Source organism: Streptomyces sp. M-16 (assembly GCF_052114405.1).
Taxonomy (GTDB): domain Bacteria; phylum Actinomycetota; class Actinomycetes; order Streptomycetales; family Streptomycetaceae; genus Streptomyces.
Genome location: NZ_JBFRER010000153.1, coordinates 1 through 16497, shown reverse-complemented (window position 1 = coordinate 16497; position 16497 = coordinate 1). Strand labels below are relative to the sequence as shown.

The following is a 16497-nucleotide window of genomic DNA, read 5'->3' as shown; positions in this document are numbered from 1 at the left end:
GTGCAGGACGTGGTCGATGGGTGCCGGGCGACGGTGGGCGAGGCGGTGGATCAGGCGTCGGAGTTCGGGGAGGGCGAGGGGTATGAGCTGGGAGGATCCGTTTCTGCTTTCCCGGTGTCGAGTTCGCGGGCCCGCAGGACGGTGAGGCAGGCGTGGGCGGCCATCGCGAGGGTCATGTGGCGATGCCAGCCGGGATATCGGCGGACCTGGTAGTCGTCCAGGCCGCATTCCTGTTTCGCGGTCTGGAAGCATTCCTCGACCGCCCACCGGCTTCCCGCGATGCGGATGAGGTCGTCGAGTGTGGTTTCGGCCGGGCAGTAGGCGATGTAGTAGGAGATCTCATCCGGCCGGCTGACGCTTCGGCGGGCGATCACCCAGTGCCGGCGGTCCTCGCGGTGCCAGGGCCGGACCTCGACCCTGGCCCAGTCGTAGACCCTGGGGCCGTGGGCGCCGTCGCCGCAGGAACGGCGCTTCCACTTCTGCCGGGGCAGCCCGGGAAACAGGTCGTGAACGGGATGGTCCATGGCCCAGCGGGAGACGACGGTGTCATGGCGGGTGGTCGCCATGACATGGAAGACATCCGCCCGCTCCAGCTCGGACCGCCAGCCTTTGGAGAAACCGTAGGCGGCATCCGCGGTCACCCACCGGAACGGAATCCGGTCCGCGATCGCCCGGCGGACCATGGCCTTGGCCATCACCACCTTCGTCTCGAAGGCGACCGTGTCCTCGATGCCGGCCGCCCGGCACCGTTCCCGGTCATCCGTCCATGAGGTGGGCAGATACAGACGCCGGTCGATCAACGTGCGGCCCCGGCCGCCGGCATAGGCGAGGAACACCCCGATCTGGGAGTTCTCCGTCCGCCCGGCCGTGCCGGAGTACTGACGCTGAACGCCGGCCGAGCGGACACCCTTCTTCAGGAACCCGGTGTCATCCACGATCAGCACCGCGTCCGGAGCGCCGAGATGCTCGACGACGTAGTCCCGCACGTCGTCCAGGACCTCATCGGCGTCCCAGTCGATCCGGTTCAACAGCCGGTGAATACGGTCCGGACCCGCGTGCCCGGCCTCCTCCGCGAGCGTCCAGCCGTTCTTCCGCTCCAGCGGAGCCATCAGCCCCCGCATATAGGCAAGAGACGACTCCCGCGGCTCCGACCTGGAGAAACGGTGCACGAACCGCTCATGCAACAAGTTCAGTTCACCAGCCCACAACCGGGCATCAGCAAGCTCCCCACCCATGAACTGACCAACGACCGAACTGCCCAACCGTCACGGCAAAGACCGTTGCAGTACTAGCTCTACCTACAGGAGGCAGCAGTGGCCCACATTCTGGTGGTCGAGGACGACGACATCGTCCGCATGCTCGCGGTGGATGTCCTGGAAGAACTCGAACACAAAGTCGTAGAAGCCGATGGCGCCGAGCAGGCTCTCAAAGTGTTGCGGGACGACAGCCAGTCACTCGATCTGCTGTTCACCGATGTCGCACTTCCGGTCATGGACGGACGAGAGCTTGCCAAGCAGGCTCGCCGGGTACGTCCGCAGATTCCGATCCTGTTCGCCAGCGGGTATGCCGAATCGATCGACGTGCCCGAAGGGATGAGCGTGATCGGCAATCCGTACTCCATCGACCAGCTCCGCAACAAGGTCACAGCCATCCTGCGCTGACCCGCAAGAGACAGTCTGGCCCCGCCCCGCAGCGCGACCCCGGGCCGCGCCCCACAAGCAAATAGATGTGGCCGGTCCTCCAGGCCCAGCGCCCGCCCCGGCCATGCCCGGACACCCCGCCCGCCGCGGCCGCGTGCGGGGGGGTCTGGCCGGTCACCGTGACCGCCCCGCGCCCTTGGCCGGTGCGGCCTGCTGGCGGTGGGCGGGGACGGCGGCTTCGGTCGGGGCCTGCTGTCCGGGGGCCGCGGCGGCGGGTGTGGTGGTGGAGCGGGAGCGGGCCGCCGCCGGGGAGACCCGGGGGCGGGAGGCGGGCGCGGCCGGCGCCGAGGGCGGTGTCGTCAGGGAGTGCAGGGTCGCGTCCACGAGACGCCCGACCGTGGCGGAGCCCGAGGCCTCCTTGAAGGAGGTGTCGGTCCCTAGACGGACCAGGTGCGCGGCGAGGAGGCCGGGGCCGCCCTGGTCGCGGATCTGGTCCATGCGGTGGGCGAGCAGGGGCCACTGGCGGGAGCCGACCAGGAGACCCACCTGCGTCTCGGGCAGCACGTCCTTGACGACGCCGACGATCGCGGCGTGCGCGAGCCGGTTGACGCCGAGCTGCTCCAACTCTTCGCGCGGTCGCCGAGGTCCAGGTCCCGGGACACGCTCAACCCCTCGGTCAGCGGGCCCCAGGAGCGCTTCGCGTCCACGCTGGCGGGCGGCGCCCATGGATCGACGGCCTCCCGCACCGGCGCCGCAGTAGCCGGAGCGGGAGCGGTGCCCGGCGCAGCGGCGGGTGCGGGCACACGGGCGTCAGCCGGAGCCGAAGTCGGAGCCGGAGCGGGCGCGGCGGCGGGGTTCGCCACCGGGGCGGCCGGAGCGGGCGCGGGTGCCCCTGCGGTGGCAGCGGTGGTGACGGCGGCGACCGCCTGGTCGACGCCCGCGCGCCTGCTCAACGACGAGGCCGCTGGCTAGCCTCAACCAACCCCGGCATACCTGGCCCCGCCAGTGAGCGCGCTTCGTTATCCCGGAGTGAGGCATTGCCTGGCCCCTACTCGATCACCATCTCGTCGAAATCGATTTGGACGGTCTCAATCGCCTCATCGGAGCTGGAGGCAGATAGGTCGGAGCTCGACCACGACGACGCTCGGGCGTTGCGCAGGTTGAAGCGCTGGACGACCGTGTGGGTGGCGTCCAAGCGGCAGATACTGATGGCGCGCCCGCTGGTGTTCCCTGCCCGCGAGTCCACGATCCACTTGGTGAGTTCGTTGCTCTTGTCCATGCCGCGCGTAATCGTGATCTGGCCGCTCTGCGTGTGCCCGTCGGCGAGACCAGAGACTGACTGGAGTGTCTCCACCCGCATCGAACCCATATCGATGGCGAACATATGTTTTAGAACCACCCTCCAGTTGACTACCCGTAGATGATCTACCACTCAATGCAACGGAGACAAGGGGGACCCGCCCGATTCCTAACCGACGAGCCGACACCAGACGGACGCCTGCCATGCGCCATGCGAGCAGGTAGCCGCAATACCGTCTCTCCTTCGCCCAGGGCCCGCCAGTCCGGCGGGCCCTTTTCCATGCCGACACCACGCCCCTGGAGGGCCGACCCACTATGCCCGAGAACACCCTCGACGGTGCCCTGCCCACTCACCCCCGCACGGGAGAGGCCGCCCTCGGACTGCGCCGCGATGGCCGCCCGATCTGGCCCATCAAGGGCGGCTCGGGCGAGGGCGGCGACCCCGCCCCAACCGGCGACCCGAACCCCAACCCGCCCACCCCGCCGGCACCGTCCGATGATCCGGCCGCCGAGCAGGAGCTCGCCGAGGCCAACACCCGCGCCGAGCAGGCCGCGGCCGAGCGCGACGAACTTCGCTCCGTGGAGCGCCTGAAGAACGCCAAGGGTGACGCCGGCCAGACCTCGGCCGAGATGCTCGCCATGGCCTCGGTCGTCCTGGACACAGGAGCCAGGGTCGGTGAACTGTGCGCGCTGCGCCTGGAGGACCTCTCCCCGGCCCTGGGGGAGGTCCGCATCCGGCGCCGGCCGCAGAACGCCCGCCCCGACAGCCCGGTGCCCGTCGAGGTCTACCCGCTGCGCCGGGCCACCCGGGCCGCGCTGCAGCGCTACCTCCTGGTGCGCCGCATGCTGATGAGCGACGTCACCGGCGGCGCGGACTGGCTGTGGGTGTCGGTGCGCGGAAACCACGGCGGCGTCGTCGCCGAGGGGGTCGAGCCCGAGTACCGGCCCGCCGGCACCGCCCTGCAGGAGTGGGGTACCGGACGCGCCTACGCCACTACGGTGACCCGGGTGAACCTCGACCTCGCCGGAACGCCGGGCTGGTCGACGCTGCCGGTGCGGATGGAACAGCTGCGCCGCGGCGTAGCCGCCCCCGAGCTGCACCTGGTACCGCCCGCGCCGGACGCCGAACGGGCCGCCGAGCTGATGGACCGGCTCCAGCGCGCTGCCCGCAGCCTCGCTGCCCTGCCCGAGGCCAGGAATGCCGCGACCACCGGCCGCAGGGCCCGCGACGAGGCCCGGCACGTCCTGCGCGAGGCCTGGCGCCTCGGCGTCGAGCACCAGGTCCAGCTCGCCGCGCTCAGCGCCGGCGGCCTGCTCGCCGTGGACGTCACGCGCGCCGGATGGGAGCCGGAGCTGCTGCGAGCCCTGGACCGGGCACTGCACCTCACACCCCTTTAGACCTGCTTGGACCCAACACCCCGGCCGCAGTCGCAGGCCGGGGCTGGACCAGCTCGAAGCCGTCACGGCGAGCGGGTCCTCGGCGCTACCTGGGTGCGCTGCGCGCCCGCCGCTGTTCGCGGATCTGGTCCTGCCTGGCCAGCAGCCGACGGTTCTCCTCGACCAACGACAACGGCCGGTTCGCCTTCGCTTCCTTCTTCGCCGCCCGGCGCTGCGCCGTGGCGGCCTGTTCCTTCTTCTCGCACTCCGGATGGACCGGCTTGCCCCGGCACGCCCCCTGGGCGCGGCTGATCCAGACGGTGCCCTCGATGGGGCCGGCGCACATCGCGCACACCGCAGGGCCCCGCCGTCGAGGCGCAGGCGCTGTCGCGCGGGGGGACTTCGCCGCCTGGGTCGCCGTCGTCCCGTCGGCCCGCGTCACGGTGACCGGCGAGGCCGGGCTGACGGAGTAGGACCGCAGGTCGTCCGGGGTCGCCCGGTGCTGCTGGCCCTTCCTGCCCCCGCGCACGGGGATCTTGTCACTCATGCGCGCAGCGTAGGCCCTGGCGCATCCGGCGCTGGGCGTGATCAGGCCACGCGGGCGGGACCGCGGGCTTCCTCAATCTCATCGGCCAGCAGGCTGCCGAATCGGCCGCGCTGCCGCGCCTCATTTGGATACGCTGGCGAGGTGTCGGGAAGCGAGATACCTGATCCGCGGATTGCCTACAGCTGGCATATCGGCCAAGACGGCACTGGCGTTGCTCTGAGCGGTGCTGAAACCCGTTCAGAAGCCCCAGGCGAGCGACCGCTGCCGCCTCTTCCTCGACGAGCCCGGCCAGCCCCGCAAATGGCGGACTCCAGAGAGCACAACCACCCCAAGCAGCCCGACCCGCCCATAGTGTCGCGCGCGCCGGACGATGTCCGGGGCCGGCTTTCGAACTGGCGGCGAGGAACGACGCAGGAGCGACGCCCGTTTGAAAGCGCTTCCGAGGCGCTTCAGCGCCAGGCCGAGCCTGAGCTGTTCAACGAGATCCTGGCCGGCGGCGCGATAGCGGCCTCTGTGACCGCCGCCGCGACCGTCGCCAAGGCGAAGATCGACGCCAATACTCAACGGCTCAGGGACGCAGCGGACGCGGAGATCCAAAGACTCAAGATCGAATCGGACGAGCGTGTGGCAAAGTTCCAGGCCACGAAGGCAGCTCAGAGCGCCCGGTACCAGGCGCGACAGCAGCCCGACGACTGAGGTGTCACGGCCCCGGGGAACATCGGTACGCCGCTTGTCGATCTTCCCGAGGCCCGAAGCCGTTCGGCGATGGTTTAGACCTGTTGGGGCTAACGGGTCTGACACACACGGCCAGGGGCCGGACCGATCGCGGTCCGGCCCCCAGCCGTGTGCTGCGGGGGTGTCAGCCGAGCCGGCCGACGTGGATGACCACGATGGTGACGGTGGCCTCGGTGATCTCGTACATGACCCGGTAGCGGCCGACGTGCATCCGGCGCAGGTCCTGCGAGCCGTACGGGATGCTGCCTTCAGGCCGGGGCTGGTCGGCCAGGAGGTCGACGGCGTCCATCAGCTGCCGCAGACCGTCGGGGTCGTCCTTGAGGAAGTGGGCGGCCGCGTCGATGGCGGGCTCGTCCCAGACGATCGTGAAGGTCACCCGCGCTCCAGGCCGAGCCGGGCGCGGACGTCATCGTGCGGGACGGCCGCGGCGGTGCCGGCGGACTGCCGCTCCCGGTAGAGGGCCAAGGCGAGCGCGTCCTCCAGATCGGCGAGCTCCTGGGGGTTGATGAGCACGGCCGCGGGCTGTCCGTGGTCGGTGATCGTGATGCGCTCGCGGGCGTGGGACGCCCGGCGGACCAGCGAGCCGAACTTCGCTCGCGCTTCGGTGATCGGCAGAGTCTCACTCATGTGCAGAAGTGTACACTTCCCGCGTCTTGTGTGCTGTACCTGCAATACGGCTACGGTGCTGTGCAGGGAAGCCGGAGAATCCGGCGAGTGCACCAGGCGCTCCGGTAGGCGGGGGCAGCCGGTCGTAGACGGCGGCCGCCATCGCGGCGGCCTCGCCCAGATCTCCGTCGACCCGCAGGCACGCGACGGTGTCCATGGCGATCAGGGCACGGGTCGAGACCGATGGCGAGGACGCCAGGGCCGGGACGGCGTCCTCGGCCCGGTACGCGGCGCGGGTGTCGCCGAGCAGCGTGTACACCTGGGAGAGGTGCATCGCATGCTTCTGGGCTGGGTAGCCGAACCAGGTGTCGGCCTTCCGGGAGGCTGGCGGGTTGGCTCAGCGGTCAGGTCTGCCGCTCGCGCCCGGCATGGTGGGCTGCCGGGAGGAGACGGCTCCGCGGCTTCGGGCAGGGGCCATAATTTCGCCATGAACATGCTTACCGTGCGGGTGCTGTTGGCGGTCCTGCTCGTCGGAACCAGCCTGAGCGGATGTTCTCTCCTCCCCCCGTTCGAAACCTGCGAGGGAACCGAGCCCGCTGTGGCCGAGCTCGACGAGCTGTCCGCGCTGGCGCTGCGTCCGGAGGGGGCCGTGTCCGTCGGCGGCGGTCCGTGGGCCGGATCCTCCTGTGTCGATGACACCGCGGACGCCTGGCTCTCCGCGCGGCGGCTGTACGCGTACAGCGGGACCAGGGAAGAAGTGCTGGAGTACTACGGTCGGGAAGCGTCGGCGGCGGGATGGCGCCCGGTGAACGGCCTGGACATGGGGCCCGACGGGCGGATCGCTGTCTTCTGCTTCGAATCCGCCGACCGGCCGAGCATCACCCTCGCCTTCGACTCACCCGAAAAGCTCCGCGAGATTTACGGGGCGGAGCCGGACCCGGGGGCCCTGCTCGGCGTGGACGCGCGAACCTGGTTCTCGTGGTCCGCCGAGGCGGCGCCTGATGGTTCGCGCATCAGCTGTGACTAACGAGCTCGTGCATGGTTGGCGTGCGACGTCGAAAGGTGCGGGTCGGCGCATGGGTCACTGTGGCTGACGGGCCCCGCGGGTGGCGGTCTGCTGGTGTGAAAGCAGTCCGGCTACGGCTTGGATGGTGTCGCTCAGGTGCTCGCGTCGGCCGTGGTGGCGGGCGAGGGCTCGCCAGTTCTTGAGGTGTGCGATGCCGTGCTCGACGCGGGTCCGGCGTGAAGAGTGCGCCTTGTGCTGGCGCTCGTAGATTTCCTCGTACCACTCTGGTGGGTTCTTCTTGAACTTACGATGCGGTGGTGTTACCATGCGGCCGCCGGTCTGGGCGCCCAGTCCCTGGTAACCAGCGTCGGCGAGGATCTCCACGGCCGGGGCGCCCGCCAGGGGCTTGACCAGGCCTAACTGTCGAGCGTGGGTGATGTCGGCACCGCTGGCCGGCTGGGCTGGACTGCAGAACAGGAGCCTGCCGCCTGCGTCGGTGAGGACAATGGCCCTGACCGCGTTCTGCTTGTTCTTGCCGGAGACGAATTTCTCCCGGTCCTTGCGGCCGGCGGCGGGCCTGCGGACTCGGATCTCGGTGCCGTCGATGATCCCGGTCTGTCCGCTGGCGCCGAGGTGATCGATGACCTCGGCGAGGGTGCGGAGCCGGATGCCGGGCGCGATAGTGCAGCCGCGGGTTGCGAGCAGGCGCCGCACCTCACCGATCGCGCGGGTGATCGTGGACCGGTCAACTTCGAACCAGCAGGCCAGCACGTCGTGAGTGGCACCGTGGCGAAGGTGGACGAGAGTGGCCAAGAGCCGGTCGATGAACCAGCCGGTGTCTGGCGCCGGCGCCAACGGCCCGCTGCCGTGGCCTGGACTCCAGTCTCGCCTGGTGCCGTTCGTGCCATAACGGACCGATCTCGGCGACGAGTTCGGCGATCACAGCGACCGACAGCCCTGTAATCCGCCGATCGCTACGATCGCTGCACGAGACCTGTTCCCCACCACACGAACATGATCAGGGATCACGATCCAGCGTCGCACCGCCAACCATGCACGAACTCGTTAGGGATCGCCTTTGGCGTGCGGCCTTTCGGGGGATGGGCTCGGCGTGGTGGGTGAGGAAAAGCCTGCCCATCGAGTTGGGCGACAGCGGGGGCAGGGGCCGAGCCCGCGCCTGTGTACGCAGCGACAACGCGGAAGCGTCACCTCCGGCCACTCCCCCGGAGACGACGAGATTCCGCCACGTAGGACCGACCCCCTGGCCCTGGTCCGCTCCTGCGGCGATGTTGTGGGTCGATACACGTCGCGCCTGGTGGCGTGACGGCGAAGTCAGGGGGACTCATGGACGCTCGGGACGCAGTACGGCTCGTAGGGCGCAGGGCGGCGCTCCGGTATGCGCTGGCGGGATTCGCGGCCGCCGCGTTGGCGGCCTGCTCGCGGGACGGAGGATCGACCAGCATCAAAAGCCAGACATTGGCAGCATTTCTCCAGGGCACCTGGGACTTCCGGGCCGAGAACGGAAACGGGGCCCAGATCACGGTGGCACCTGGTGGGACATGGTTGCTGACAGGTGGCGGTGCGGGCAGCCCGGCATGGTCGGATGAAGGCACGTGGTCTCTTGAGGGCGGCCGCCTGTCGACGTCCATGACCACGAACCTGCATCGGCGCGATCCGCATGTCGTCCAGAACGTCCCCGACGAGGCAGTGAAAGCACTGGACGGCACCTACGCCGTCTCGGGAGGCCTGACCGATAGCCAGGAAGAGGGCTACCGCAAGATGCAGGTCAGCTACTCCAAGGACACCGTGGTACTGACGTTCCCCGATTACGTGGAGGAAGGCCAAACCCGGGTGGTCACGTGCACCAGAGTGAAGAGAAACGAAGCTCCCTGACGCCACCGCGGCGTGCGTCCCTTTTCCCGACCGCCTATGCCTTCCCCGCCGCCGGCTCGGCGACGACGTGGCTACCGCATCTGAGCCTGCCCTCGGCAATTGGGCGGGACGAACGGCGCGGTGCCCCGGTGGTCATTCCCTAGTTCAGTTAACAGGACCCTGCCTGTGGGCCTCTATACAGATACCGACAGCCACACGTTCCGCTTCGATCAGCTCCAGTGCGCTATGTGCTCGCCTCAGGTGCGTTCGCGGGGTTCGCTCCAGCCTCCTTCACGTGATCCCGGCCCGGTGAATGGGGGACGGAGGCATCTTGACGGGTGGCCTGTGGAGGGATGGCTTGGGTGAGGTCGGCGATCGGCGGTGCCGGTGGCAGGGGGTGAGGATGGTGGGGGCTGCGCGGGGCAGCTACCTTCGTTCGAGCGGCCTTCTTCTCGGCCGCAGCGCGGGTTCGCGCCTCGCGAAGTTCTTGCGTCTCTTTGGTGACTTGCCGGGTGTATCCGACCATGCAGATGACGACTCCGAACAGTCCGAGAAACCAGGCGATGGTGACGGCGGCTTGGGTGAAGTAGGTATGGGCGAATGTCGCAATCGCTTCCATGGGGAGGCGCGAGAACACCTGGTCTCGGATGAGTCTGTCGAATCCGAGAGGATCCCAGATGGCCCAGCCGAGAGCGACGAGGAGCGGAAGCTTGCGGATGGGCCAGATGTCCCGCGTGTACAGGCGCAGTCCGAGGAACGCGGCAATGGGCACTGCGACCGGCACGGTCAGGGCCAAGAGGAGCAGGCTGGGCCAGTCGGCGAAAGCGGTGACCCAGGTCTTTCCGGCGACGATGCGCTGGGCGTGCCTGGCGGCCAGCCCTCCATGCACAGCTTCCGTGAGCCGTTCCATGTCGTGGTTGACACGGTAAAGGCGATGCGGCCTCGTGATCGGCTCCTCGACTTCGTCCTCATCGCCGTCGGTCATCGTTGTCGCGGACGACGCCGAGAACAACGTCCCGGACAATGCCCGCCAGCCGCTCGGGGGTGATCGCCTCCTCGCGTGCCGAGGGCCGCGCGCCAGGTCTCGGAGCAGACTTCGATCGGCCGCGCAGCTGGGGTCTCGGTCCTGCCTGTAGGTGAGTCGCGCGGGGGATCGCGCCGACAGGCTCCACATCGCCGAAGTCGAACCACTCCCCTGCGGTTCGGTAGGCGGCGAACGCCTGGTGCAGCGCTGTCTCCAGTTCGCGGCCACCGGGCGTGGTCCACCGGATTTCGAGAACGTCGGGGTTGCCCGTTTGGAGTTCCTTGAGTCTCTGGCCGGGGTTGACGCTCGTGCCGATCTTGACCCGGTTCGACCCTGGCGGGCCGATCACGTACACAAAGGACTGTGCGGAAAAGCTCATCGTCTCGCTCTCGGATCTTCCAGGGTCCAGGCTCGCCTCCTGGGACTGTACGAGTGCGCCCTGACACCCAGCAGTCGGGCGATCCCCGACGCGTTTCGCCGACACGTCGCCATCAGCATCGTCGTCCCAGCCGGTCAAACTGTGCCCTGCGCCGCAGCTGCGAGACAGGGGCCGGAGGCCCGACCCGGTATCGGCGGGTGGGGCGCATGTGCGGGCTCGTCCGGTACTGGGGCCGTCAGCGTGAGCGCCTCAGCCTGGCGACACGCGACGGGTGATAGCCGCGGGGCGTCTCGCAACGCACTCCTGGCCCAGCACTGCAGGCGGGGCACGCCACATCATGAACCTGCCGCCCGCCGGCGGCGGGAGGGCCGGGCTGTGTTGGTACCCCGTCGAAACCGGTACGCGTCTTCCACGACTCCACATGCTCCCGCTCGCGGGCGCTGAGGGCGCCGTCGGCCTGCTCGGCTGCGAGCAGCAGCTTCTGGACCGAACTCCGAATCCAGGCCCGCCGTTGCGAGCGGAGTCCGACGGGAGGACGCCGCAGGGCTGACAGGAGCGCGCGTACACGCTCAGCTGCCCGCCGAGCCCGCTCGGCATCCTGCTCAGCCGCCATGATCTCCTCGTGGCGCACCTGCGCATCGGCCGTCAGCAGCCCACCTGCCGCAGCGGCGATAGCGGTCTCCTCACCGGTGCGGGCGTGACTCGCGGTCGCGTTCGCCGTCACCGACAACGTGCGCACCGCCTCCACATCGCGTGCCTCGACAGCCGCGCGAAGGCCGGCGAACAACTGCTCGCGGAACACGGCCTGTTCTTTCAGCCAGACCTGGGCACCGGCAACAGCAGCACGCGACTGGGCTTGCCCCTGCTCGTCCAGTCCAATCATGGCAGCGATCTCGCCGCTGATCTGGGTGACGACGAGCACCGACCCCAGTTTCTGGGCCTCCGCCAGCTTGCGCAGCAACAAGTCCACGCGGGCCTGGGGGCCGGGGCCTTCCGTGCTTGCCCTGTGGAGCGCCTGGATACCGGGCGGGTGCTGCGGCTTTGGACGAGCCGCTCGACTGCCGGGGTGGTGAGCCCGCGCCCGGTCATCTCGCACTCCTCAAGTTCGAACCATTCGGTGGGCCGCATGAAGGCTTCCGTGCCGATGCGGACTTGTCGGCTGGTTCCGACGCTGTCGAGGCGGATCCGGTGGATGTACCAGCGGTCGATCAAGGTGTCCCGGTCCACGGGTACCGACACCCCCAGCACGGGCTCGCGGCCGTCCTCATCCCAGACCGGCGCGACCGTCTGGTCCAGGTGCACTCGCAGCCCGCGCTCCTTGAACCGGATGTCGAGGACCGACCCGATCTCTGCTCCGTCCGGCCGGGCGAAGTCGAAGTCGACCGGGTCCCCGGGGTGGCCGACCTTGCGGAGCCGGGCGGCGGCCGCGGCCTTCACGTACAGGTGGTCCGCACTCGCCACCCCGCGGGCACGTCGGCCGCACCGGTGCGAAGGCGCGTTCGCACCCGGGTGGTGGGCGAAGTGGCAGACGCGGTCGGTGTACAGCTTCGTCGTGAGCTGCCCGCCGCAGCCGCCGAGCAGCAGCCCACACCAGAACGTGTCCTGGTCGTAGTGCCGGCGGAAGGCATCCAGCTCGATCGCCTCCAGAGGCAGCACCAGCGGCTCCTCCGAATCCGCACCGCCCAGAACCGCCGTCTGTATTTGCCGCCTGTCAACCTGCACTAACCCCTACCTTTCATCCCAACTCATCTTGACACCAGCGTGGTTGGGTCCGCAGGCCATCGAAGGATCAAGCCGTGGTGCGGAGCGGCGCTGGCCGCGGCAGCATGACTGCCGCTCCCGAGCTCTGGGCACGCTCGGCGCGGGCCCGGCGGCAGGCGGCGCCCTCAATGGCCGCGGCCTGGAGGCGCCGCTGCATACGGGCGCGTCTATCCCGCCAGGCCGAGGCTGGGCAATCAGGGCGGCCCGACTCCGTGTCAGGGCAGGTGCCACTCACCGGCTGCCGTTTCCAATGGAAACGGCAGCCGCAATGTCATGTGGCCGCCCCTCACCCATTGGGGCCACGGCGGCTGTGGCGCCTTGCACCGCCGCCTCGCTGCGGGCTTCGATGTGCCTGGGCTCGTGAACGCCCGGCCGCGCGATGGAAGACGCCCCCGCACTCTTTCGCCGAGGTCCGGCCAGAAGCATCACCATCCGCACGACACCTGCTGGACCACCTCACCAAGGCGCTCGCCGCCGGAGGCCGGTGTGGCGCGGAACAGAGACCAAGATGCCCGAGGCCACGCTGGCCCTCACCGAAGACCGCCGCCGCTGCACCGGCGAGTCCCACCGAGCCCTCCACGCACCGCCCGGACACCGACCAGCCGCTCACCATCCCCGCTACCCGTCACCCAGAGCAGGCGCAGCTGGAGGCTGCCGTCTTCCTCGCTTGCTGCAAGATTGGCAGCCTTTCCGAGCACCCCCTGGGTATCGTCCAGGTGCGCCCGGAGGAAGACCTACTCACCCTTCGGCTCCTCGACGAGCCCTACGCCGTCCGCTACTGGGCGGACCGCCTCCTGCCCCGCCTGACCGGCGTGGAGAGCTCCTTCCCTCGGGACGCCGTGACAGGGGTGGCCGGACTTCGCTACCACCGCGAGAGCTGCGGCTTCTTGGGTCGGGCGCTAAGGGCAGGAAGGTAGATTCGGCTCACGGGGTGACGTCATCCGCGGTGATTTTGACGCCTGGGGCAAACGGAATTTCCGGTGATCCGATGGGCGGGAACGCCATCCCCTTACCGGGGTTCGGCCGGACGAGGTTGGAGTACTGGGTGCCGCCACCGGGTGCCAGCGCTGCTTCCTTTCCATCCATCCAGGCAGGTGCAATGGGGAGTTCGATCCAGGTGTCCGTGCTGCCGCTCGTGACGTTCATCTCCAGCCCGAAAGTGCATTCCATGTTTGCTGCGAAATAGATATCGAAGGTTCGGGCGTCATTCTGTTCGAGCGTCACGGTCTTCGTCGAGAAACGATGGCGCAGGAACAGCTGATGGTCGGTCTTCAGTTCCGCGCTTCCCAGCTTAGGGTAGCCCTTCTCCATGATCCGGGCACTCGTTTCGTCGTACTGGCCGACCTCGAACCCCAGGACGTCACGCGATACATCCTCACCGGAGCCGCCCTCAGGCGGCGGGTATACCAAGGTCCCTCTGTAGTACCGCTTAAGGTCTTCGTTCACGCCCGCGATTTCGAACGGACATTGCCGATTCTTGAGCTTGAAGTCCTGGATGATTGTTGTGTCATCCCTCAGGGCTTTCACCGTAAACCGAACCGCGTAGAGGCTGGTTGGCCTCGCTTTCTCCGCCTTGAGCCACGCAGTAAATCTGTCGTCCCAGCTGACGACGTCGCCAATCGGTCCGATGTAGTGCCGTTCTTCTTTCAAGGCGAGTGCCCTGGGGAGTACCGGAGATTCGCCGCGGGTGACTGAAATAATTGGGCCGGCGTCTACCTCCTTCTTCTCTTTGTCTTCCTTGTCATCGCGCCGCTTGCCCGACTGATCGGCGTCGGCGCTCTGCTCCGCCGCATCAACGGCTCGCCAGCCCTGATACACCGCGATCGATCCGAACACCAACGTGGGGACCAGGGCGGCAATGACTGTGGAGCTCCGCCACCACGGGGGAGGTGGGGGCGGTGGCGGCTGAGGTGGAGGGTCAGGTTGGGGAACGGGGCCAAAGGGCGGCGGTAGGGGAGGTGGTGGCTGCGTCGACATCGGACCCCCGGAGCAGTCTGATCAAAGGAGGGTCGTTGTAGCAGACGCCTGCTACCAGAACCAAGGGAAGCCGGGCCCGATGGGCCTGTTTCGGCCAACGCCTGGGCTGGTTACGCGACGAGGGCTGAATCGGGGTGCGGCGCTCCTGCCAGCCGGGGGCGTAGGTGTCGTGCTCTACGCTTCCTCGTTTCTGGGCCGGGCGACCGCCCGCTCCGAGTTCCTGCGCGGCCGTACTGCCGCTGCCATTCGTCTGCTCGTCCTCCATCCTCGCCGCGCTGGCAGGCCACCCGTCTGAGTTGGCCGGCCCTGAAAGAGCGTTTTGTCCCGGCGGGGGTGTTTGGTAATTCGCGGGTTGGGGTCGCACGCGGAGGCGTGTGAAGATCCGCTCGTGGAGTGCGATGTGTGTGGACGGGCTATGTGGCGATGGCCGGCGCCGCCGACTGTGTGGGAAGAGGAAATCTGGTCCTGTTCCTGGTGCCACGCCGTCACCCATGTGGGTGGCGAGTGGTTCGAGGTCTCGCGGCCGCCGTACCTGCCCGTGGAGATGCGCTGGGAGAGGGCCGTCGCGGACGGCCTTCCCGCCGACGTCTCCCACGCCTTCGGCATCTTTGACAGGACGCTGTGCGGAATCCAGGAAGCCGGCATGTCGCCGTCCGACTACTGGGGGCTGCCAGAGCGGGAGAACGCCTGTGGCGCCTGCCGGGAAGCGGCGGGGGTCATCGATGACCGCTGGCCGCAGGCAATGAGGGGCGAGGACGCACGGGTCAGCGTGGCCCGGCGACTATGAGTCCTTCCAGTTCGGAGTCGACTCTCGTGTGAGCCTGCGGCTCATCAAGTCGATCATCGCGATGCGGATCATGGCTTCGGAGCGGTGCGGGTGGGTTTCGTAGTCGCGGGCCAGGCGGCGGTGGTTCATGAGCCAGCCGAAGGTCCGCTCGACGACCCAGCGCCTCGGGATGACCTTGAATCCCTTCACGGCAGGGTCACGGTGGAGGACTTCGACGTCGATGCCGAGGGTGGCGCCGTGGTCGATCGCCTTGGTTCGGTAGCCGGTGTCGGCCCAGGCCTTGGTGATCCTGGGGTGGGCCTTGGCAATGTGTGAGAGCAGGTGGATGCCGCCGGCGTTGTCGGAGACGCTGGCCGCGGTGACCCAGACCGCGAGGAGGAGGCCGAGGGTGTCGACGCCGATGTGGCGCTTGCGGCCTGCGATCTTCTTGCCCGCACCCGCGAGGAGCGCACCCCGGTGGTGTAGCCGTAGATCAGCAGCCGGAGCATCAGGCGCGGGTCGTAGGGCGGGTAGCCGCGCTTCTCGGTGTAGTCGGCCAGGACCGGTCCCAGGTCGAGCACATCGTCTACCAGGTCGGCGACGAACCGGGCCAGGTGTCCCTCGGGCAGCCAGTCGTCCAGCGACGGTGGCAACAGCAGGACCTGATGCGGGTCGAACGCCCGGAAGGTCTTGTCCACCGCCACCGGACGGCGCTGCGGCCGCTTCGCCTCGACCGGCTCGGCCTCGAACAGCCCATCCTCACATCTGGGGGTTGGTCCGGTTCCAGCCGACCCGGCGCTGGTGCTGCTCGTCGGTCGGGTAGAAGGTGAGGCCAGCCTCGGGGTGCTGGCCCTCCTCGAAGAGGTACGGCTCGCCCCCGAGCGGGGTGACCACGGTCTGCGAGATGGGCCCGGTCACGGTGATGGCGCCGTTCCCGTCGACGGTCAGGCAGTCGACGTCGAACTCGGCCCGGATGGTGCCGGTCTTCTCGAACACGTGCTGCACCACGACGTGCCCCCGGGTGTGGCCGTCGACCGTACGGGCGCTGACCCGCGCGGTGAGCCGCTCGCCTGGGTTGGGGCCCGGGCCGTGCTCGTTGAGCAGGGTCCAGCTGTGCAGCGCGAGGTGCTGGGCCGGTAGGGGGTGGCCGGTGTGGGCGCGGCCGCGGCGGTGCCGGCCGCGAGGGCCACGGCCGCAGTGGTGAGCGCGATGGCGATGGTGAGCTTTCGCATGGTCAATCCTCAGTGGAGAGAGGGGAGTCGGGCTGTTTCCCGACTGCCTCCAACCTCCCAGCTCACCCCCGGTCGCGGCCTCCCCCGCTGGGAGGAACCAGCTCCCCCCAGCGGGGGAACCGCTCCTCCTCCGCCCGACTTACCGAGTGGCATGTCACCGCGCGGCGTGGCGTATCGCGTCCAGGGCGAGGGCGGCCGCGGCCAGGGCGGCGGCGAGGCCCGCGACCGCTGCCGGGGCCGGGGCCGGGGCCGGGGCCGGGGCCGGGGCCGGGGCAC

General features: G+C 69.0%; 21 protein-coding genes and 2 pseudogenes. 7 read left to right on the top strand and 16 right to left on the bottom strand.

Annotated features, from left to right (window positions below):
• Positions 1-50: 50 nt before the first annotated feature.
• Entirely contained in the window at positions 51-1235 is a 1185-nt protein-coding gene (locus tag AB4039_RS38230; protein ID WP_442272922.1) for an IS701 family transposase, read from the bottom strand.
• Positions 1236-1313: 78 nt separating this feature from the next.
• Here AB4039_RS38230 and AB4039_RS38225 point away from each other — a divergent pair, with 78 nt between their 5' ends.
• Positions 1314-1661 (top strand): response regulator, encoded by a 348-nt coding sequence (locus AB4039_RS38225; RefSeq protein WP_442272921.1) that lies wholly within the window; start codon positions 1314-1316, stop codon positions 1659-1661.
• A 153-nt stretch (positions 1662-1814) separates the two neighbouring features.
• On the opposite strand, the gene AB4039_RS38220 is transcribed toward AB4039_RS38225, so the two are convergent.
• On the bottom strand, positions 1815-2264 hold the full coding sequence (locus AB4039_RS38220; RefSeq protein ID WP_442272920.1) for a hypothetical protein: 450 nt from the start codon (positions 2262-2264) through the stop codon (positions 1815-1817).
• Here AB4039_RS38220 and AB4039_RS38215 point away from each other — a divergent pair.
• Entirely contained in the window at positions 2232-2612 is a 381-nt protein-coding gene (locus AB4039_RS38215; protein ID WP_442272919.1) for a hypothetical protein, read from the top strand. The two genes, AB4039_RS38220 and AB4039_RS38215, sit on opposite strands and share 33 nt — an antisense overlap.
• Before the next feature lie 76 nt (positions 2613-2688).
• On the opposite strand, the gene AB4039_RS38210 is transcribed toward AB4039_RS38215, so the two are convergent.
• Complete coding sequence (locus AB4039_RS38210) at positions 2689-3024, bottom strand: phage tail protein (RefSeq protein ID WP_442272918.1); 336 nt, start codon at positions 3022-3024, stop codon at positions 2689-2691.
• A gap of 230 nt (positions 3025-3254) precedes the next feature.
• On the opposite strand from AB4039_RS38210, the gene AB4039_RS38205 reads away from it, so the two are divergent.
• The gene (locus tag AB4039_RS38205) at positions 3255-4337 is read left to right on the top strand and encodes a hypothetical protein (protein WP_442272917.1); all 1083 of its coding nucleotides are present in this window, start codon (positions 3255-3257) and stop codon (positions 4335-4337) included.
• 85 nt (positions 4338-4422) lie between these two features.
• On the opposite strand, the gene AB4039_RS38200 is transcribed toward AB4039_RS38205, so the two are convergent.
• Complete coding sequence (locus AB4039_RS38200) at positions 4423-4863, bottom strand: hypothetical protein (RefSeq protein ID WP_266845374.1); 441 nt, start codon at positions 4861-4863, stop codon at positions 4423-4425.
• A 141-nt stretch (positions 4864-5004) separates the two neighbouring features.
• Between AB4039_RS38200 and AB4039_RS38195 the strand changes: the two genes are divergently transcribed.
• On the top strand, positions 5005-5559 hold the full coding sequence (locus tag AB4039_RS38195) for a hypothetical protein (protein WP_266845372.1): 555 nt from the start codon (positions 5005-5007) through the stop codon (positions 5557-5559).
• Between the two features lie 163 nt (positions 5560-5722).
• Here the strand turns inward: AB4039_RS38195 and AB4039_RS38190 are convergent, their stop codons facing one another.
• From AB4039_RS38190 to AB4039_RS38180, 3 genes are read right to left on the bottom strand one after another with little or no spacing between them, the layout of a single operon-like run.
• The gene (locus AB4039_RS38190; protein ID WP_442272916.1) at positions 5723-5974 is read right to left on the bottom strand and encodes a type II toxin-antitoxin system RelE family toxin; all 252 of its coding nucleotides are present in this window, start codon (positions 5972-5974) and stop codon (positions 5723-5725) included.
• Positions 5971-6225 (bottom strand): type II toxin-antitoxin system Phd/YefM family antitoxin, encoded by a 255-nt coding sequence (locus AB4039_RS38185; RefSeq protein WP_266845369.1) that lies wholly within the window; start codon positions 6223-6225, stop codon positions 5971-5973. The genes AB4039_RS38190 and AB4039_RS38185 overlap by 4 nt, the downstream gene beginning before the upstream one ends.
• Positions 6218-6538 carry a hypothetical protein gene (locus AB4039_RS38180; RefSeq protein WP_266845367.1) on the bottom strand — a complete coding sequence of 107 codons (321 nt, stop codon included), beginning with the start codon at positions 6536-6538 and terminating at the stop codon, positions 6218-6220. Before AB4039_RS38180 ends, AB4039_RS38185 begins: the two co-directional genes overlap by 8 nt.
• A gap of 153 nt (positions 6539-6691) precedes the next feature.
• On the opposite strand from AB4039_RS38180, the gene AB4039_RS38175 reads away from it, so the two are divergent.
• Positions 6692-7231 (top strand): hypothetical protein, encoded by a 540-nt coding sequence (locus AB4039_RS38175; protein ID WP_442272915.1) that lies wholly within the window; start codon positions 6692-6694, stop codon positions 7229-7231.
• Positions 7232-7285: 54 nt separating this feature from the next.
• Here the strand turns inward: AB4039_RS38175 and AB4039_RS38170 are convergent, their stop codons facing one another.
• Entirely contained in the window at positions 7286-8023 is a 738-nt protein-coding gene (locus tag AB4039_RS38170) for a transposase family protein (protein ID WP_442272914.1), read from the bottom strand.
• Positions 8024-8554: 531 nt separating this feature from the next.
• Between AB4039_RS38170 and AB4039_RS38165 the strand changes: the two genes are divergently transcribed.
• Complete coding sequence (locus AB4039_RS38165) at positions 8555-9103, top strand: hypothetical protein (RefSeq protein ID WP_266845363.1); 549 nt, start codon at positions 8555-8557, stop codon at positions 9101-9103.
• 223 nt (positions 9104-9326) lie between these two features.
• On the opposite strand, the gene AB4039_RS38160 is transcribed toward AB4039_RS38165, so the two are convergent.
• The 5 genes from AB4039_RS38160 to AB4039_RS38140 all read right to left on the bottom strand — a co-directional run bounded on the left by AB4039_RS38160 (position 9327) and on the right by AB4039_RS38140 (position 14082).
• The gene (locus AB4039_RS38160) at positions 9327-10067 is read right to left on the bottom strand and encodes a hypothetical protein (protein WP_442272913.1); all 741 of its coding nucleotides are present in this window, start codon (positions 10065-10067) and stop codon (positions 9327-9329) included.
• Positions 10051-10485 (bottom strand): GIY-YIG nuclease family protein, encoded by a 435-nt coding sequence (locus AB4039_RS38155; RefSeq protein ID WP_442272912.1) that lies wholly within the window; start codon positions 10483-10485, stop codon positions 10051-10053. Before AB4039_RS38155 ends, AB4039_RS38160 begins: the two co-directional genes overlap by 17 nt.
• 235 nt (positions 10486-10720) lie before the next feature.
• Positions 10721-11407, bottom strand: coding sequence for a hypothetical protein (locus tag AB4039_RS38150; RefSeq protein ID WP_442272911.1), 687 nt, complete (start codon positions 11405-11407; stop codon positions 10721-10723).
• Complete coding sequence (locus AB4039_RS38145; RefSeq protein WP_442272910.1) at positions 11365-12207, bottom strand: hypothetical protein; 843 nt, start codon at positions 12205-12207, stop codon at positions 11365-11367. Before AB4039_RS38145 ends, AB4039_RS38150 begins: the two co-directional genes overlap by 43 nt.
• Before the next feature lie 963 nt (positions 12208-13170).
• On the bottom strand, positions 13171-14082 hold the full coding sequence (locus AB4039_RS38140) for a hypothetical protein (protein WP_442272909.1): 912 nt from the start codon (positions 14080-14082) through the stop codon (positions 13171-13173).
• 556 nt (positions 14083-14638) lie between these two features.
• Between AB4039_RS38140 and AB4039_RS38135 the strand changes: the two genes are divergently transcribed.
• Positions 14639-15010, top strand: a complete 372-nt coding sequence (locus tag AB4039_RS38135; protein WP_442272908.1) for a hypothetical protein — start codon at positions 14639-14641, stop codon at positions 15008-15010.
• Here the strand turns inward: AB4039_RS38135 and AB4039_RS38130 are convergent.
• The 3 genes and pseudogenes from AB4039_RS38130 to AB4039_RS38120 all read right to left on the bottom strand — a co-directional run.
• Positions 15005-15445 (bottom strand): annotated as a pseudogene (locus AB4039_RS38130) (transposase); the annotation flags it as partial. The gene AB4039_RS38135 and the pseudogene AB4039_RS38130 sit on opposite strands and share 6 nt — an antisense overlap.
• Positions 15433-15687: pseudogene (locus AB4039_RS38125) on the bottom strand (transposase); the annotation flags it as partial. The pseudogenes AB4039_RS38125 and AB4039_RS38130, both read right to left, overlap by 13 nt.
• A gap of 61 nt (positions 15688-15748) precedes the next feature.
• On the bottom strand, positions 15749-15997 hold the full coding sequence (locus AB4039_RS38120; RefSeq protein ID WP_266845351.1) for a hypothetical protein: 249 nt from the start codon (positions 15995-15997) through the stop codon (positions 15749-15751).
• Positions 15998-16497 lie beyond the last annotated feature (500 nt).

What these genes read in the sequence shown, in the direction of transcription:
- AB4039_RS38205 (WP_442272917.1), top strand. Translation starts at nt 3,255, where the DNA reads ATGCCCGAGAACACCCTCGACGGTGCCCTGCCCACTCACCCCCGCACG.
- AB4039_RS38230 (WP_442272922.1), bottom strand. Translation starts at nt 1,235, where the DNA reads ATGGGTGGGGAGCTTGCTGATGCCCGGTTGTGGGCTGGTGAACTGAAC.
- AB4039_RS38135 (WP_442272908.1), top strand. Translation starts at nt 14,639, where the DNA reads ATGTGGCGATGGCCGGCGCCGCCGACTGTGTGGGAAGAGGAAATCTGG.
- AB4039_RS38210 (WP_442272918.1), bottom strand. Translation starts at nt 3,024, where the DNA reads ATGTTCGCCATCGATATGGGTTCGATGCGGGTGGAGACACTCCAGTCA.
- AB4039_RS38175 (WP_442272915.1), top strand. Translation starts at nt 6,692, where the DNA reads ATGAACATGCTTACCGTGCGGGTGCTGTTGGCGGTCCTGCTCGTCGGA.
- AB4039_RS38160 (WP_442272913.1), bottom strand. Translation starts at nt 10,067, where the DNA reads ATGACCGACGGCGATGAGGACGAAGTCGAGGAGCCGATCACGAGGCCG.
- AB4039_RS38200 (WP_266845374.1), bottom strand. Translation starts at nt 4,863, where the DNA reads ATGAGTGACAAGATCCCCGTGCGCGGGGGCAGGAAGGGCCAGCAGCAC.
- AB4039_RS38180 (WP_266845367.1), bottom strand. Translation starts at nt 6,538, where the DNA reads ATGCACCTCTCCCAGGTGTACACGCTGCTCGGCGACACCCGCGCCGCG.
- AB4039_RS38185 (WP_266845369.1), bottom strand. Translation starts at nt 6,225, where the DNA reads ATGAGTGAGACTCTGCCGATCACCGAAGCGCGAGCGAAGTTCGGCTCG.
- AB4039_RS38155 (WP_442272912.1), bottom strand. Translation starts at nt 10,485, where the DNA reads ATGAGCTTTTCCGCACAGTCCTTTGTGTACGTGATCGGCCCGCCAGGG.
- AB4039_RS38165 (WP_266845363.1), top strand. Translation starts at nt 8,555, where the DNA reads ATGGACGCTCGGGACGCAGTACGGCTCGTAGGGCGCAGGGCGGCGCTC.